At 72.3% G+C, this 15,955-nt stretch carries 12 protein-coding genes and 1 pseudogene; 7 read left to right on the top strand and 6 right to left on the bottom strand.

All coding sequences use genetic code 11. From position 1 onward, the window contains the following. Window positions 1–61 precede the first annotated feature (61 nt). From AAT21_RS38725 to AAT21_RS09300, 4 genes and pseudogenes are all read left to right on the top strand, one after another. A pseudogene (locus tag AAT21_RS38725) lies at window positions 62–287 on the top strand (glycosyltransferase WbuB); the annotation flags it as partial. Between the two features lies 1 nt (window position 288). Further along, window positions 289–1,340, top strand: a 1,052-nt coding sequence (locus AAT21_RS09310; RefSeq protein WP_235438726.1) for a glycosyltransferase family 4 protein, incomplete at its 5' end; no start/stop codon positions are given. Next, a complete protein-coding gene (locus AAT21_RS09305) occupies window positions 1,337–3,094 on the top strand; it encodes an LPS biosynthesis protein (protein WP_046776220.1) in 1,758 nt (585 codons plus the stop codon). The genes AAT21_RS09310 and AAT21_RS09305, both read left to right, overlap by 4 nt. After that, entirely contained in the window at window positions 3,091–4,326 is a 1,236-nt protein-coding gene (locus AAT21_RS09300) for an MATE family efflux transporter (RefSeq protein ID WP_046776219.1), read from the top strand. The genes AAT21_RS09305 and AAT21_RS09300 overlap by 4 nt, the downstream gene beginning before the upstream one ends. Before the next feature lie 127 nt (window positions 4,327–4,453). Here AAT21_RS09300 and AAT21_RS09295 read toward each other — a convergent pair whose 3' ends face one another. Next, complete coding sequence (locus AAT21_RS09295) at window positions 4,454–5,902, bottom strand: hypothetical protein (RefSeq protein ID WP_200904394.1); 1,449 nt, start codon at window positions 5,900–5,902, stop codon at window positions 4,454–4,456. 171 nt (window positions 5,903–6,073) lie between these two features. On the opposite strand from AAT21_RS09295, the gene AAT21_RS09290 reads away from it, so the two are divergent. Together AAT21_RS09290 and AAT21_RS09285 are read left to right on the top strand one after the other, a co-directional pair. Beyond that, a complete protein-coding gene (locus AAT21_RS09290; protein ID WP_046776218.1) occupies window positions 6,074–6,613 on the top strand; it encodes a WcaF family extracellular polysaccharide biosynthesis acetyltransferase in 540 nt (179 codons plus the stop codon). Window positions 6,614–6,621: 8 nt separating this feature from the next. Then, a complete protein-coding gene (locus AAT21_RS09285) occupies window positions 6,622–7,737 on the top strand; it encodes a glycosyltransferase (RefSeq protein ID WP_046776217.1) in 1,116 nt (371 codons plus the stop codon). 9 nt (window positions 7,738–7,746) lie between these two features. Here the strand turns inward: AAT21_RS09285 and AAT21_RS09280 are convergent, their stop codons facing one another. The 4 genes from AAT21_RS09280 to gmd all read right to left on the bottom strand — a co-directional run bounded on the left by AAT21_RS09280 (window position 7,747) and on the right by gmd (window position 12,961). Further along, on the bottom strand, window positions 7,747–7,962 hold the full coding sequence (locus AAT21_RS09280; protein WP_030961345.1) for a DUF6458 family protein: 216 nt from the start codon (window positions 7,960–7,962) through the stop codon (window positions 7,747–7,749). Between the two features lie 131 nt (window positions 7,963–8,093). After that, window positions 8,094–8,768: a hypothetical protein gene (locus AAT21_RS09275; RefSeq protein WP_046776216.1), complete on the bottom strand. Its 675-nt coding sequence runs from the start codon at window positions 8,766–8,768 to the stop codon at window positions 8,094–8,096. A gap of 156 nt (window positions 8,769–8,924) precedes the next feature. After that, the gene (locus tag AAT21_RS09270) at window positions 8,925–11,702 is read right to left on the bottom strand and encodes a CBM96 family carbohydrate-binding protein (protein WP_046776215.1); all 2,778 of its coding nucleotides are present in this window, start codon (window positions 11,700–11,702) and stop codon (window positions 8,925–8,927) included. Between the two features lie 245 nt (window positions 11,703–11,947). Beyond that, window positions 11,948–12,961 (bottom strand): GDP-mannose 4,6-dehydratase, encoded by a 1,014-nt coding sequence (gene gmd / locus AAT21_RS09265; RefSeq protein ID WP_046776214.1) that lies wholly within the window; start codon window positions 12,959–12,961, stop codon window positions 11,948–11,950. Window positions 12,962–13,377: 416 nt separating this feature from the next. On the opposite strand from gmd, the gene AAT21_RS09260 reads away from it, so the two are divergent. Continuing rightward, window positions 13,378–14,322: a GDP-L-fucose synthase family protein gene (locus AAT21_RS09260; RefSeq protein WP_046776213.1), complete on the top strand. Its 945-nt coding sequence runs from the start codon at window positions 13,378–13,380 to the stop codon at window positions 14,320–14,322. A 22-nt stretch (window positions 14,323–14,344) separates the two neighbouring features. Here the strand turns inward: AAT21_RS09260 and AAT21_RS09255 are convergent, their stop codons facing one another. After that, window positions 14,345–15,820: a sugar transferase gene (locus AAT21_RS09255; RefSeq protein ID WP_079025531.1), complete on the bottom strand. Its 1,476-nt coding sequence runs from the start codon at window positions 15,818–15,820 to the stop codon at window positions 14,345–14,347. Window positions 15,821–15,955: the final 135 nt, after the last annotated feature.

The following is a 15,955-nucleotide window of genomic DNA, read 5'->3' as shown; positions in this document are numbered from 1 at the left end:
TGACGTGCGCATCATCCAGGGGAAGAGGGGACGCACGGTGTCCAGATCCGGTCAGCGGCGCATGCTGCTGGTTTCCACCAATTACGCTCCGGAGCACGCGGGCATCGGCCCGTACGCGACGCAGATCGCGGAGCACTGGGCGGATCTCGGCCACGAGACGCACGTCCTCGCCGGCATGCCGCACTACCCGGCGTGGTCGCTCGAACCGGAGTACAAGGGGGCACTCCAGCGCACGGAACAGCGCGCGGGAGTCACCGTGCACCGGCGGGCGCACACCCTGCCGCCCCNCACTCCAGCGCACGGAACAGCGCGCGGGAGTCACCGTGCACCGGCGGGCGCACACCGTGCCGCCCCGCCAGACCGCCGTGAAGCGGGCCCTGTTCGAAGGATCGATTCTCCTGCACGGCGCCGTGGCACCGCCGCGGATGCCCAGGCCCGACGCGGTGCTCGCCCAGATGCCCAGCCTGGCCGGCGGAGTGCTCGCCGCCCGGCTCGCGGCGCGCTGGAAGGTCCCCTACGTCCCCGTGGTCCAGGACCTCATGGGCGCCGCCGCCGCGCAGAGCGGGATCAGCGGCGGCGACAAGGCGGCCGCGATCGCCGGCCGCGCCGAGGCGTACGCCCTCAAGCGGGCCACCCTCGTCGGCGTCATCCACGAGACCTTCGTGGAACGGGTCGTCGGCATGGGCGTGGACCCCGGCCGGATCCGCCTGGTCCCCAACTGGTCCCACGTGCCCAAGCCGACCAGGCCGCGCGGCGAGACCCGCCGCCACCTGGGCTGGGGCCCCGGCGAGACCGTCGTCCTGCACTCCGGGAACATGGGCCTCAAGCAGGGACTCGAAGTCCTCGTGGGCGCCGCCAGGCTGGACCCGCAGGTCCGTTTCGTCCTGATGGGCGACGGCAGTCAGCGCTCCGCCCTCGCGGACCTCTCCGCGGACGTGCCGAATCTGGACATCATCCCCCCTGCCGCTGACGGCGAGTTCCCGGATATCCTCGCGGCGGCGGACGTTCTCGCGGTCACACAGCACGCCGCCGTGCTGGACATGAGCGTCCCGTCGAAGCTGACCTCCTACTTCCAGACCGGCCGGCCCGTCGTCGCCTCCGTGGCGGCGGAGGGCGGGACCGCCCAGGAGGTGGAGCGCTCGGGCGCAGGGGTGCTCGTGCCGCCGGAGGACCCCGAGGCCCTGCTGAAGGCCGTACGGGCCCTGGCGGAGGACCCCGAGGGCGCGGACGCACTGGGAGCGGCCGGACCCCGCCATGTGGCGGCCCACCTGAGCCGCGAAGCGGGCCTGGCCCGCATCGACGCACTGATGGACGAAGCACTTGGGGGAACCCGGCCGTGATCGAGACGAACCGCCCGGCAGCGGCACCGGCCGACGACGAACCCGACCTTCTCAGGGACCAGTTCCGGCAGCTCCTGCGCTACCGCAGGCTGATCGGCGGGGGCATCGCGGTCGGCCTGCTGGGCGGCGTCTACCTCGGCATATCCACCGCCGACACCTACGTCGCCACCGCGGACGTGGTGCTGCGCGCGCCCACCGACGACCCGTTCAACCCGAGCCTCGCCCCGGACAAGGCGATCAACATCGGCTCCGAGCGCCAGGTCGCGCTCAGCTCCTCCATCGCCAACGAGGCGGCGAAGAGGCTCGGGGTGTCCGCCAAGGACTTCGCCGCCCTGCGCTCCGGCCTGCAGGTGACCAACCCGCCGCAGACGATGGTGCTGCGCTTCACCTACACCGCGGACTCCCCCAAGGAGGCCGCCAAGCGCGCCAACGCCATGAGCGAGGCCTACCTGCTCAAGCGGCAGGAGTCCCTCGACGCCACCCGCGACAAGATGGTCAAGGGCTACAAGGACCAGCGCGACCCGATCGCCAAGCAGCTCGACGAGACGTCCAAGGAGATCGCCCGGATGCCCGCCGGCGCCGGACGCGACGCCGCCAGCTCCGCCAAGACCGACCTGCAGAGCGAGGTCGGCAGCTACAACACCAAGATCACCAAGCTTGAGGCCCTCGACATGACCCCGGGCCGGGTCACCAGTGCCGCGACCGCGCCCACCGCCACCGACGGCCCCGGCATCCTCATGTCCCTCGCGCTCGGCGCGGCCGTGGGCCTCGCGCTCGGCCTGCTGGCCGCCTGGGTCCGGCTGGTCTTCGACCCGGCGCCGCGCTCCGAGGGCGACGTGGCCCGCGCCCTGCGCGCCCCCGTACTGGGTTACCTGCCGCGGGACCGGACGGGCGGCGGGCCGCTGCTCGCCGCCGGCGAGGCCGACCCCCGGCTCGCCGAGGAATACCGCTCGGTGGCCTTCCGCCTCGCCTACGACTCCCGCTTCGCCGACCGGCGCCGGCTCCTCGTCGTCGCGCCGCGCGGCAGCAGCGAGACCGCGGCCGCGGTGGCCGTCAACCTCGCCGCCTCCTTCGCGGAGACCGGCAAGGACGTCCTGCTCATCGAGGCCGACCTGCGCACCCCGGTGCTGGCCAGCCAGCTGCCGACCGACGCCGGCGGCCGCCCCCGCTGGAGCCAGGGCGGCACGCCCGCGCCCGGCCGGCACTCCGACTCCGAGTGGCCCGACGGCCGCCAGCTCGTCGTGGACGCCGGCGAGTCCGGCTCCTTCGACCTCATCCCCGGCGACCGGGCGCGCAACGTGCCGCGTGCGCTGACCTCCGCCCGCGCCACCCGGCTGATCTCCGAGGCCGACGCCCCCAACTCCACCGTCGTCGTGCTCGCGCCGCCCGTGCTCTCGTACGCCGACGCCCTCGCCCTGGTCGACCGTGTCGACGGCGTCCTGGTCGTCAGCGACCCGCGCGCCATACACCGCACCGACCTCATCCGGATCCGCGAACTCATCAGCGGCGCCGGCGGCACCGTGCTCGGTGCGGTGCTGCATGCGCCGCTGCCCGGCGAGAAGCGTGGCAAGGGCAAGGGCGGCAAGGGCAAGGGCGGACCGGCCGCCGCCGGCCCGGCGGCCCCCGCGAAGCCGGGGAACTCCGCGCCGCAGCCCCAGCCGATCCCCTACGAGGTGGCCGAGCCCGAACAGCACATCCCCGGTGACGGCACCGACACCGTCGCGCTGCGCACCGTGCGCATGGGCCGCAGGTGAGCCGACGCGGCCTCGCCGCCGTCGCCTCGGTCCTGGACCAGGCCGCCTCCAGCGCCACCAACATCCTGGTGCTGGTGCTGGCCGCACGACTGTCGTCGGCCTCCGCCTTCGCCGACTTCTCCATGGTGTACGTGACCTTCAGCGTGCTCCTCGGACTGAACATGGCCTACGTCGGGCAGAGCCTCGTCCTGGAGAAGGGCGAGGGGCTCGCCGCGTCCTGCCGTTCGGCCGCCGGCTTCACGGCGGCCGCGTCGGCCGCCGCGGGCGTGCTGCTCGCGGCGGTGGGCCTGGCGCTCCCCGGGGCCACCGGGCGGGCCTTCCTCGCCCTGGGCCTCGTCCTGCCGCTGGTGCTCCTCCAGGACGGGCTGCGCTACTGCTTCTCCGCGCTGCGCGCCCCCGAGCGGGCGCTGGCCGCGGACACGCTGCGGCTGGTGTGCGTGGTCGCGGCGCTGGCCCTGCAGCCCGAAGGGGCCTCGGCGGGGCGGCTGGTGCTGGCGTGGGGCCTCTCCGCGCTGCCGGCGCTGGGGCTCGGCCTGTGGCTGCTGCGGCGCTACGTACGCGGCTCCCGCACGGACCTGCGTCCGTACCTGCGGCGCGGTCATCTCGGGCAGCGGTTCGTGGTCGAGTTCGCGGTGGGCAACGGCTCCAGCCAGCTCGCCGTGCTGGGGCTCGGCGTCTTCGCCACGCCGCTGGCCGTCGGTGCGCTGCGGGGTGCGACCACCCTGTTCGGGCCGCTGAACGTGCTGTTCAACTCGGCGAACGCGTTCGGGCCGCCGGTGCTCGGGCGGCTCGGCGGCAGGCGCGCCACGGTACGGGCGACGGCGGCGCTGGGCCTGGTGCTCGCCGCGGTCGGCGCGGGCTGGGCGACCGCCCTGTACCTGCTGCCGGACCGGCTGGGCCGGGAACTGCTCGGCGACACCTGGGCGTCGGCGTCCGTGCTGCTTCCGGCGACGGGGGCGCAGTACGCGGTGATGGGACTGGGGACGTGTGCGCTGCTGACCCTGCGGGTGCTCGCGCCGAAGGCCACGCTCTCGCTGCAGGTGGTCTTCTCGCTGCTGTCCGTGGGGCTGCTGCTGGGCGGGTACGCGGTGTGGGGGGTGGCGGGTGCCGCATGGGGCCTGGCGGCCGGCTCCGCGCTCAAGGCCGGCGCCGGCTGGCTTCGGGTGGCCCGGCTGGGCCCCGCTGCTGCGCAGGCCGAAGAGCCCCGGCGGACGGCCTCGCCGGCGGCCTGAACCGCTGCGCGGAGCCTCTCCCCGCCCCGCCTTTCTCCGTTTCCCGGGCTCCGCCCGGACCCGGTCCTCAATCGCCGGACGGGGTGAAAGAACCGGGCTCCGCCCCGGACCCGCAACCTGCCGCGCGTCAGCGGAGGGTGGTGGACTTGTCCGTGCGGTGGGTTGCGACCAGCGCGAGGCAGAGGGCGGCGATCGCCACGCGTCCGGACGCCTGGAGCAGCGGTCCGCGCAGCAGGATGAAGGAGTAGCCCGCGACCAGCGGGACGACCACCGAGATGAGGCTGCCCGGCGGTGACCGCCGCGTGGCCCGTTTCGCGTACCGCCGGTCGACCCGCGCTGCGGCGTAGCCCATACCCAGCAGACCGGCCCCCATGCCCAGCGGCCCGAAGTCCAGCCACAGCTCCGCCCAGATCGGCGAGGAGAGGTTGGTGTTGACCGTGCCCATCCACTGGCCGACCATCACGCCGGTGTCCCTCGGCTTGCCCTCCCACACCGAGCGCGGCACCGCGAAGAAGATCGACCCGGCCAGCTGGCGCCCGTAGAAGTGCCCGGGGCCCGACTCCGAGAAGGTGATGGTGTTCGCGAACATGCCGATCTGGTCGTAGTCCTTGAGCGCCATCGGCTCCAGGAAGGACGTGGTCTCGACCGGCCGGTAGTTCTTCTCGTCGTAGCGGAAGCGGTCCGCGAACGGGAAGATCAGGAGGGCGACGACCACCGCCATCGACAGCGCCACCCGGTACATCGCCGCGCTCACCGGGAAGACGGTGAACAGCAGCGCGAACATGACCGTCAGGAACCAGTACCGCGGGTTCGAGATCGGGTTGTTGACGACCAGGTTGAGTCCGGCGAGCGCCGCCCACGTGACGATGATCGACACCTTGCGGCGGGCGAACTTCGACGTGATCAGCCAGCGGGTGTAGAGGAGCAGCGAGAGCAGGGCCGGCACGGTGCCGAAGCCGCGCAGCAGAGCCTGGCCGGCCTGGCCGTCGCCGTTGGAGACGCCCGCCTCCTCGATACCGGCGATGATCTCCTGACGGCTGGAGAAGAACACCGCGGGGCCGCCCAGCTTCATGATGAAGGCGGCGCTGCACAGGAACGACAGGACCGTCAGCAGCTGGAGCCGACGCCGGTGCGCCATGACGGGCCGCGACGCCTTCTGGGAGCCGCCCGCGCGCCCGGCCGGCCGGTGCCGGGCCAGCAGCACGCCGACGTCGAAGGCCGTGCAGCCGAGCAGCACCAGCCCGATGGCGACGGTCAGGTCGGAACGCGGGCCGACGACCGGCGTCGGGACCTGGCCGAGGACGGCCTGTGCCAGCGGGGCCACGCCCATGGCCATGTAGACGAAGAGCCAGAACGAGCCCTGCAGGAGCTTGCGGCGGCTGGTGAGCACCATCGCCGAGAGCCGGGCGCCCGCGTACATGGTGAGCAGGAGCTGCAGCCAGAAGGCCGCGTCGCGGACGCCCGCGCCCGTCTGGACGGCGACGAACAGCGGCAGGAAGACGGTGAATCCGAGGGCGAGCGGTACGGACAGCGCCCGGGAGAGCAGGGTGCGCGGGAGGGTCTCCCGGCCCCACATGCTCTCGTCCTCGAAGGGGGACGGGACGACCGGCCCGGCGGGCGCTGCGGGGGGCTTGCGTATGTCCGTCGTCACTGCCGCCCCCACCCGATGTGCCTGGTCCGCGCGCAGTCTAGTCTGAGCGGGCCGCGCCCGGGGAGGCCGCGGCCGAGAGCACGATGGGGGCATCTGTTGCGTGATCTTCCTTCCTTCACGCTGGCCGGGTACGACAAGGGGCGCGGACTGCTGACGCAGGCGCTCTGGTTCGCCGTGATGAACACGGTGTTCATGGCCTGGTTCTGTCCGGCCCGGCTGCGTGTCTCGCTGCTGCGGGCCTTCGGGGCGGAGATCGGCGAGGGCGTGCTGATCCGGCACAAGGTCCGTGTGCTGTGGCCGTGGAAGCTCACCGTCGGGGACCACGCCTGGATCGGCGAGGGCGTCTGGGTGCTGAACCTGGAGCCGGTGACCATCGGTTCGCACGTGTGCCTCTCGCAGGAGGCGATGCTGTGCACCGGCTCGCACGACCACCGGGCCGCCGACTTCCGCTACCGCAACGCGCCGATCACCATCGAGGACGGCGCCTGGGTGGCGGTACGGGCGACCGTGCTGGCCGGGGTGACCGTCGGCCGGTGCGCCGTCGCGGGCGCGGGGGCCGTGGTGCACAAGGACCTGCCGGAACTGACGCTGCAGACCCAGGACGGGCGGCGCCGCCCGGTGGAGGAGCCCAAGTGAGTGCCGCGATGAGAGTCCTGCACGCCGTCACCCTGCACTCCCCCTCGCACGCCTTCGGCGGCCCGGTGCGGGTCGCACTGAACCTGTCGAAGGGGCTGCGGGCCCGCGGCCACGAGGCGCGGCTGCTGGCGCTGGGCGACGGCTTCGAGCAGTGGCCCAGCTCCGTGGAGGGGGTGCCGGCGAAGCTGTTCCCGGCCCGCCGGCTGCTCCCCCTCGGCTTCAGCGGTATGACCTCGCCGGCGCTGCTGGCCTCGGCCGGCCGCCTGGTGCGCGACGCCGACGTGGTCCATGTCCACCTGGCGCGTGACCTGGTGACCCTGCCGGTGGCGCTGGCGGCGCTGCGCGCGGGCAAGCCGCTGGTGCTCCAGACCCACGGGATGGTGGACCCGAGCGAGAAGCTCCTGGCGAAGGTGCTGGACGCGGTGGCGGTACGCCGGCTGCTGCGCGGCGCGGACACCGTGCTGTACCTGACCCCGCACGAGCGGGAGGGACTGGACGCGGTGGTCGGCGCGCCGCTGGCGAACACGGTCCGGCTGGTCAACGGGACCCCGGCGCAGGAAGAGCGGCCCGCACCGCAGGGGGCGCCGCGCATCCTGTACTCCGCGCGCCTGCAGGCCCGTAAGCGGCCGGTGGACTTCGTGGACGCCGCCCCGGCGGTCCTCGCGGAGCACCCGGACGCGCACTTCGTGGTCGCGGGCCCGGACGAGGGCGAACTGGGGGCCGTACGCGCCCGGATCGGGGCGCTGGGCCTGACGGACCGGTTCACGGTCCCCGGGGCGCTGTCCGGCGAGCAGGTGCTCGCGGAGCTGCGCCGGGCCCACGTCTACGTCCTGCCCTCGGTGGACGAGCCGTTCCCGATGTCCGTCCTGGAGGCCCTCGCGGTGGGCGTCCCGTCGGTGGTGACCCACTCCAACGGCCTGGCCCGGGACATCGCGCGGGCGGGAGCCGGCCGCGCGGTCGAGCCCGGCCCGGAGGGTGTGGCCGCCGCGGTCCTGGACCTGCTGGACCCGGCGGCGAACCGCGGGGCCTCGCTGGCGGCCCGCGCGCTGGCCGACGGGTCGTTCTCCATGGACGCGGTCCTCGACACGCTGCTGCCGGTCTACGGGGCCGCGCTGCGCGGCTGAGGCCCCGCGTCAGATGACGTCCCGGCGGTGCTCCTCCACCACGGGGATCGCGCCCGTGGCCCGGCGCCGCTTGTAGATGCTGGTGTAGACGGCGAGGCCGATCCCGCCCACCGCCATCATGATCAGGCCGACCAGGTCGAGGTTGACGCTCTCCATCTCCCAGTCGCTGGCGAAGGTGAGGATGGCGCCCACCACGATCAGGCCTATGCATCCGCCGATGCCCATGGGTCCGCCTTCCGGTGTGGTGACTGTGACGGCGCGGCTACCCGGCCGTCGGGCACGAAAACGCCCCGCAGGGCCGGAAGTCCGGTCCTGCGGGGCGTTTCGCGACTGCGGTGGTGCGGTGGTGCGCGCTGTTACGCGGGGATCCAGGCGTAGCAGCCGGAGGAGTTGAACTCCGCGGTGTTGGCCGGGATCGTGGCCGTGACCTTGTCACCGGCCTTGGGCGGGGTCTCGGGGCCCGAGGCGAGGACGGAACCGTCCTTGCCCTTGGCCTCCCAGGTGCAGTTCGTGGCCTGGGTCAGCGCGCGGTAGTTGCCGGCCGCGGGAGAGGTGCGGGGCCCCTCGGGGAAGCCCTTCTCCGCGGCGGCGAGGATCGGCTTCTGGTCCGGGCACAGGTGCGTGATCGCGTCCTTGGCGCCCTGGATCTCACCGGTGATGACGGCGCCGGTCGCCGCGTCCTTGTCGCGCTTGGCGGTGCGCGCCACCCGCTGGCAGGCCTCCTGGCCGGTCTGCAGGACGGCCGCCGGGTCCATCTTCTCCGGGACCCGGCCGCTCAGGTACTTCTTCTCCTCCGCCGTGAAACTGCCCGTCTTCGGGGTCAGCTTGGCGTCGGGCAGGACGGGGCCGGTCGGCTTCGCGTCGGGGGCGGGCGCCGACGGGGCCGGGGTGTCCGCCGGGTCGGGGGCCGCCGACGAGGCCGGGGGCTTCGGCTTCGCCTGGGCGTCGGCGTCGTCCCCGCCCGAACTGCAGGCGGTCAGCGTCAGGGCGGCGGCGAGCAGGACAGCGGCCGCTGCGGAGCGTCGGTACATCGGGTGGCTCCCGTACTCAAGGGGGTGTGCGGTGGACCGGGGCCGGATCAAGCGGTCCGGCCGTGATCCGGGTGCCCACCCCCGCGGGGGTGGGCACAGGAATGCGGGGCCCGGCCACGCAGCCGGGCCCCGCATTCCGTCAGGCGGTGTTTCGTACTACTTGGCGCCGAAGGTCAGCACCAGCTGCGGAGTGCCCTCCGCGGCCGTGGACTCCGAGGACCAGAGCCACAGCGGGTCGCTGCCGTTGCTCGTCAGCCCCAGGCTGTAGCTGCTGCCCAGGACCGCGGTGACCGCGGCGGTGTCCAGTCCGACGTTGTGCACGGCCGAGCCGTCCGGCACGCCCGCGATGCTGCCGAGCGGGGTGGCGCCGAGGGCCGGCTTGGTGTTGAACGACGTGCTCGCGCCGCTCCAGGTACCGGTGACCGGGACCACGGAGACGGTGTCGGCGGTGCCGGCGCTCGCCTGGGTGCTCGTCTTGAACTGCAGCGCGGCGGACTTCAGGACCTGGCCGGCCGGGGCGGCCGGCAGGTCGAAGCGCATGTACGTCTGGTACAGCGAGCCGCTGCCGCGGACGGCGAGCGAGGTGGAGGTGCCGTAGGTGGTGCTGGGGGCGCCCTGGTTGATGTAGGTGTCCTCGGTCGTCTTGACCGTGGAGACCGTGTCGGTGGGAGCCTTGGCCAGGTCGAAGTGGTTCTTGACCTGGGCCTGGGTGAGCGTCGTCGGGTAGACGGCGGTCTCGTCGAGCTGACCGGCGAAGAAGTTGCTCGTCGGACGGGTCGGCCAGCCGGAGAGGTTGTCACCGCCGGCGTGCCAGTAGCCCGCGTAGTTGCTGGTGCTGGTGGCGTTCAGGGTGCCCTTGCTCTGGCCGTCGACGTACAGCGTGATGCCGCCGGGGCCCTGGGTGCCGACCACGTGGTGCCACTTGTTGTCGTTGTACGTCTCGAACAGGCCGGTGGAGACCGTCCGGGTCGAGCCGTTGTAGACGCCGAACACCAGGCGACCGGTGTTCGTCATGTAGATGTGGCGGTCGTTGGAACCGCTGTTGCGCGTGGTGTTGTTGCCGAAGCCGATCAGCTTGCCGCCGCGCGTGGTGTTGGTCTTGAACCAGGTCTCGATGGTGAAGGTGTTGCCGACCGTCTGACGGCGGTCGCTGTGCACCTTCTGGCTGGTCCCGTTGAAGCCCATCGCCGTGCTGCCGGGGACGGCACCGGGCGACTGCTTCAGGGCGGGGGCGTTGACCTGGATGCCGCTGCGGTTGCCGGACACCGAGGTGTCGGCGACGTAGGGGCTGACCGAGTCGTCGTAGCGCCAGTACAGCTCGGCGCCGTCGGTACGGACCTGGTTCGGGTAGGACTGGACCGAGGTCGGGACGGTCACCGAGGTGGTGGCCGACAGCGCGCTGGTGTTGCCGGCGGCGTCGGTCGCGGTCACCCGGTAGGTGTACGACTGTCCGGCCTTGACCGTGGTGTCGTTCCAGGAGGCCTGCGGGCGCTCCCACTCCAGCGAGCTCGCGGTGACGGTGGCGGCCGGGGTGGCCGAGCCGTTGCGGTAGATGCGGTACGTGAGCTTGCTGTCGTCCGCGTCGTAGCTGGTGCGCCAGCGGACCTGGACCTCGCCGGGCTTGACGCTGGAGGCGCTGGCCACCGGGGTGGTCGGGGCGCCGACGTCGCCGGTGGAGGCGAAGCGGGTCAGAGCCTGCTGGGCCTTGCCGTTGATGAGGGTGAACTCACCGCCGACCCACATGTACTTCACGTCGTTCTTCTCGGCCACGGCCATCACGCGCGGGCCGATGCCCTCGCCGAGACCGTCGTTGGCCGTGGGGTGCCAGCCGAGCTTGCCCGGGCCGCGCACGAACCCGTCCACGGGCGCGGGGGCGGCGCCTTCGTGGTTGGTCGGCTGGGCCAGCAGGAAGTGGCGCTTGCCGTCGGGGAACTCCTGCTCGGTGGAGCAGTCGTGCGCGTGCGAGGAGCTGTAGAGGACGCCCTCGTACGGCAGGACGAACTGCGTGGCGCCGAGGCAGCGGTCACGCCACTTCTCGGTGAAGTCGCTCAGGCGCAGGCCGATGCGGCCGTCGAAGACACCGCCGCCGGAGCCCTCGTTGCCCGTGTAGAAGCCGGTGTCGTCGGTGGAGATGTCCTTGACGACCGAGTTCGACGGGATGTTGGTGTAGGTCTTCTTCACGGCGCCGGACGTGGCGTCGACGACCGCCAGCGCGTGGCTGTTGGCGTTGTTGACCGTGAAGAAGTCGCCGCCGAGCAGCACGTTCTTGCCGTCGGGGGTGACCTCGACGGCGCGGCCCGGCTCGTCGACGTTGGCGACGAACGGCTTGAGCGCACCGGAGGAGGCGTCCACGGCGGCGAACCGCTCGCGGGTCTGGCCCTCGACGGTGGTGAAGTCACCGGCCACGTAAAGGGTGTCGTCCGTGACGGCGAGTCCGCGCACGGTGGCGGGGACGCCCGGGTGGAAGGCGGCCTTGGGGGTGCAGCTCGCGATGTCGATGGCCGCGACACTGGAGACCGGGGTGCCGTTGACGGCCCCGAAGTAGCCACCCGCGTAGAGGGTCTTCTTGTCCTTCGAGACGACCAGCGTGCGCACCGTCGCGGTGCCCTCGCCAACGGTGAAGGCCAGCTTGCAGGAGGTGGGGTTGCCCGTCGCGGCGTCGAGCGCGACGAAGTTCACGGCCTCCCGCTCGGCGCCCGCCACTCCCTCGGGCGGACGGACGGCGGAGAAGGTGCCGCCGGCGAAGACGGTGCCTTCGGCCTGGGCCATCGCCCAGACGATGCCGTCCGGCTGCCACGTCGGCAGCTGGTCGGCGGTGAATGCCACCGGAGCCGTGATGGCGGACGCCTGCGGCATCAGCACCAGGCCTATACCGGTGCCCGCACCGGCCAGTGACAGTACGAGGGCGGCAGTCAGCCCTCTTGATCTACGCATGAGCCCCCCAGGGCAATCGCCCGGTTTGATGGCTGGAACTATCCGAACAGCCATATGTATCTGGCGCAGACTAGGGCTCACGCGGGGGCCTGGTCACCTCCCTTGACCCATTGCATACCAACTTGGAATCAAAGGTTCAGCATGGAGGGTGCACTAGGGACATACGGCACGTTTGCCCCGGCCACCCTGGCATGGAAGCGCCCGCATGGCCGGAACACGGCAAATCGTAGGGGAAATATAAGCCCTCAGCGGTCGATACGGACCGTCACACCCGCGAGTTGGTCCTCGACTTGGCGAATGTCGGCGTCCACCATGATCTGTGCAAGTTCGGCCACCAGGACCGACGGCTTCCAGCCAAGCAGGTCCTGGGCCTTGGAAGCGTCGCCGATGAGGGCGTCGACCTCGCTGGGGCGCTCGTACTTGGCGTCGTACCGCACGTGCTCGGTCCAGTCGAGACCGGCGTGCGAGAAGGACGACTCCACGAACTCGCGGACGGTGGCGGCCACACCGGTGGCGACGACGTAGTCGGTGGGCTCGTCCTGCTGCAGCATCCGCCACATGGCGTCGACGTACTCGGGGGCGTAGCCCCAGTCGCGGACGGCGTCGAGGTTGCCGAGGTAGAGGTGGTCCTGCAGACCGGCCTTGATACGGGCGACCGCTCGGGTGATCTTGCGGGTCACGAAGGTCTCGCCGCGGCGCGGGGACTCGTGGTTGAAGAGGATCCCGTTGACGGCGAACATGTCATACGCCTCGCGGTAGTTCACCGTGGTCCAGTATGCGAAGACCTTGGCGGCGCCGTAGGGGCTGCGCGGGTGGAACGGGGTCTGCTCGTTCTGCGGCGGCGGGGTGGACCCGAACATCTCCGAAGACGAGGCCTGGTAGATGCGGGTGTCGACGCCGCTGGCCCGGATGGCCTCCAGCAGCCGCAGCGCGCCGAGGCCGGTCACGTCGCCCGTGTAGAGCGGGGCGTCGAAGGAGACGCGGACGTGGGACTGGGCGCCGAGGTTGTAGACCTCGTCGGGGCGTATGTCGCGGAGCAGGTTCACCAGCGCGACGCCGTCGGAGAGGTCGGCGTGGTGCAGGACGAAGGACCGGTTGGCCGTCTGCGGGTCCTGGTAGATGTGGTCGACCCGCTCCGTGTTGAAGCTGGAGGACCGCCGCACGAGACCGTGCACCGTGTAGCCCTTGGAGAGCAGGAGCTCGGCGAGGTACGAGCCGTCCTGTCCGGTGACTCCGGTGATCAGTGCGGTCTTGCCCATGGGGTCCCCTTGTTGGTGGTTGCTGTGTGTCGTTGTGTTGCGTCGCCTCGCGGCGGGTGCGCAGCGGGCCCTGTGGGGCGGCGCACCGAGTGGTCGGGCCGCGGTCGGGCGGCTGGATGCGTACCGTACACGGCTGTTCGCCGACGCCCCCTGCGGGGCGTCCGCCGCTCTGTGCTCCGGACGCCGCCCGATACGCGCCCGGTTCCGAAGCGGGCCGGCGGGCCGGTCTGCGGCCGGGTCAGGAGCGGTAACCGGCACGGCGGGTGCCACCGGGACCGGGTCCCGCCCTGCGGACGACACCGGGCGCGGACCCGGGCCGAAGGCAGTCTCCGGCCCTCGGCGCTGGCCGGCACGGCCGGCACCGGGGCCGTGGACCACTGCGGCCCCCGCGGGAGCGGACTGGCATCATCGGCGGTATGACAAGTTCGCAGCCGCTCCTCCCCCCGAACGCCCGCGTCTTCGTCGCGGGCCACCGCGGCCTCGTGGGGTCCGCGGTCGCCCGGCGGCTCACCGCCGACGGCCATGAGGTGCTCACCCGGGGCCGGGCCGACCTCGACCTGCGCGACGCCGCCGCCACCGGTGCGTACCTGAAGGACGTCCGCCCGGACGCCGTCGTGCTGGCCGCCGCCAAGGTCGGCGGCATCATGGCCAACAGCACGTATCCGGTGCAGTTCCTGGAGGAGAACCTGCAGATCCAGCTCAGCGTGATCGGCGGCGCCCACGCCGCCGGTGTGGGCCGGCTGCTGTTCCTCGGATCGTCCTGCATCTACCCGAAGCTCGCGCCGCAGCCGATCCACGAGGACGCCCTGCTGACCGGCCCGCTGGAGCCGACCAACGAGGCCTACGCCCTCGCGAAGATCGCCGGCATCGTCCAGGTGCAGTCGTACCGCAAGCAGTACGGGGCCTCGTACATCTCGGCGATGCCGACGAATCTCTACGGGCCCGGCGACAACTTCGACCTGGAGACCTCGCACGTCCTGCCCGCGCTCGTCCGGCGCTTCCACGAGGCCGCCGCCGAGGGCCGCGAGGAGGTCACCCTGTGGGGATCCGGCACCCCCCGGCGGGAGTTCCTGCATGTGGACGACCTGGCCGCGGCCTGCGCCGTGCTGCTGGAGAGCTACGACGGCGACGAGCCCGTCAACATCGGCTGCGGCGAGGACCTCACCATCCGCGAACTGGCCGAGACGGTCGCCGAGGTGACCGGCTTCCGGGGCCGGCTCGCGTGGGACACCTCCAAGCCGGACGGGACGCCCCGCAAGCTGCTGGACGTCGGCCGCCTGACCTCGCTCGGCTGGAAGCCCGGCATCCCGCTGCGGGACGGCATCGCCTCCACGTACAAGTGGTGGCGCGAGCAGAGCTGATCGCACAGGCGGCCTCGGCCCCTCAGTAGGCTCCGCGACCATCGACGACGGCGCGGAGCGTACGGCCCATCACGTCGACGTCACTGGTGAAGGACCAGTTGTCGACGTACTGCAGGTCCAGCTGGATCGTCTCGTCCCAGGACAGGTCCGACCTGCCGCTGATCTGCCACAGTCCCGTCATCCCGGGCCGCACGGTGAGCCGGCGCAGCTCGACCTCGTCGTACTGGGCCACCTCCTCCGGCAGCGGCGGGCGCGGGCCGACCAGCGACATGTCGCCGATGAGCACGTTGACGAGCTGCGGCAGCTCGTCCAGGGACGTACGGCGCAGGAGCCGGCCCACCCGGGTGACCCGGGGGTCGCGCCGCATCTTGAACATCAGGCCGTCGTTCTCGTTGGCCCCGGCCAGTTCGGCCTTGCGGGCGTCGGCGTCCACCACCATCGTGCGGAACTTCCACATGACGAAGGGCACCCCGTCGCGGCCGATGCGCCGCTGCCGGTAGAAGGCCGGGCCGCGCGAGCCGAAGCGGATCGCGAGGACGATCCCGAGGAAGAACGGGGAGAGCAGCAGCAGGCCCGCCGCGGCGCCCACCCGGTCCAGCACCGACTTGAGCAGCGTCTGCACGCCGCGGCTGACCGGCGGCGCAACGCGCAGCACGGCGAGTCCGCCCGCGGAGAGGGTCTCCAGGCGCTTGACGGAGACCTCCACCAGGCCGGGGAAGACGGCGAGTTCGAGGCCGGCGTCGTGCAGGGCCCAGGCGACGCGGCGCAGCCGCTCCCCCGTGATGCGCACGCCGGGGGCGACCAGCACCAGGTCGGCGTGGTGGCTGAGGACCGCGCCGAGCACGGCAGCGGAGTCGACACCGGGGGCTTCGGGCGCGTCGGCGTCGAGCCGGGCCGCCACGGGGACTCCGCTGGCGAGCGGGCCGGTGCCGACCGGGACGACGCCGACGACGACGTACGGGTGGTCGGTGCGGGCGGCGAGGTGCGCGATGACGTCCTCGGCCGCGTCGGGCTCCCCTATCACCAGTACGCGGCTCACGGCCTGTGCCTCGCGGCGGGCGGCCGAGAGGTGGCGGTAGGTCAGCTTGTGGCAGGCGACGGTGATCAGGAGGGCGGGCAGCAGCGCCCCGAGGGCGGACAGCCGGGGCGTGTCCTCCTCCGTCACCACGCGCGCCACGGCCAGGACACCGATCAGAATCAGCCAGTCATGGAGGACCGGGAGGACTCCGCGGGACTCACCGAGCGCCCGGGTGGCGTACCGGCGCCGCAGCGCCTGGATGCCGGTCCACGCCACGGCGGCGGCCAGGGCGCAGTAGACGGGCCGGACCTGCTGGGCGGCGTCGAAGACGAGCCCCACGGGGACGGCCGCGCCGAAGAAGTCGGTGGCTATCGCCGCCGGTCGGTACCAGCGGGCCTTGTCCCCGAGGCGCCGCGCGGGCGCCAGGGTTTCATGGGCCGCCCTGGCCACTCGTTGCGCAGGAAAATGAACATGCCTCATGGGCCCCCCTGGCACGTGGTCTATGTCAGTGGCAAGTGTCCATGGCTTCCCCTGGCGATGAACATCTGCCGCACCGGCAAACAGTACGACAAACACCCGTACGGTAAACGCCGTTTCGGTCAACCCAGTCCCCTG

Origin of the sequence: Streptomyces yangpuensis (assembly GCF_001005295.1) — a bacterium.
GTDB lineage: Bacteria > Actinomycetota > Actinomycetes > Streptomycetales > Streptomycetaceae > Streptomyces > Streptomyces yangpuensis.
The sequence above is the reverse complement of the archived record's forward strand: the minus strand, read 5'-3'. Positions and strand labels throughout refer to the sequence as shown.

Excerpts from the sequence above, each read along its gene's own strand:
- AAT21_RS09270 (WP_046776215.1), bottom strand. The coding sequence starts at position 11,702 with ATGCGTAGATCAAGAGGGCTGACTGCCGCCCTCGTACTGTCACTGGCC.
- AAT21_RS09295 (WP_200904394.1), bottom strand. The coding sequence starts at position 5,902 with ATGTGGGGCCGGGAGACCCTCCCGCGCACCCTGCTCTCCCGGGCGCTG.
- AAT21_RS09275 (WP_046776216.1), bottom strand. The coding sequence starts at position 8,768 with ATGTACCGACGCTCCGCAGCGGCCGCTGTCCTGCTCGCCGCCGCCCTG.
- AAT21_RS09255 (WP_079025531.1), bottom strand. The coding sequence starts at position 15,820 with ATGAGGCATGTTCATTTTCCTGCGCAACGAGTGGCCAGGGCGGCCCAT.
- AAT21_RS09285 (WP_046776217.1), top strand. The coding sequence starts at position 6,622 with ATGAGAGTCCTGCACGCCGTCACCCTGCACTCCCCCTCGCACGCCTTC.
- gmd (WP_046776214.1), bottom strand. The coding sequence starts at position 12,961 with ATGGGCAAGACCGCACTGATCACCGGAGTCACCGGACAGGACGGCTCG.
- AAT21_RS09260 (WP_046776213.1), top strand. The coding sequence starts at position 13,378 with ATGACAAGTTCGCAGCCGCTCCTCCCCCCGAACGCCCGCGTCTTCGTC.
- AAT21_RS09280 (WP_030961345.1), bottom strand. The coding sequence starts at position 7,962 with ATGGGCATCGGCGGATGCATAGGCCTGATCGTGGTGGGCGCCATCCTC.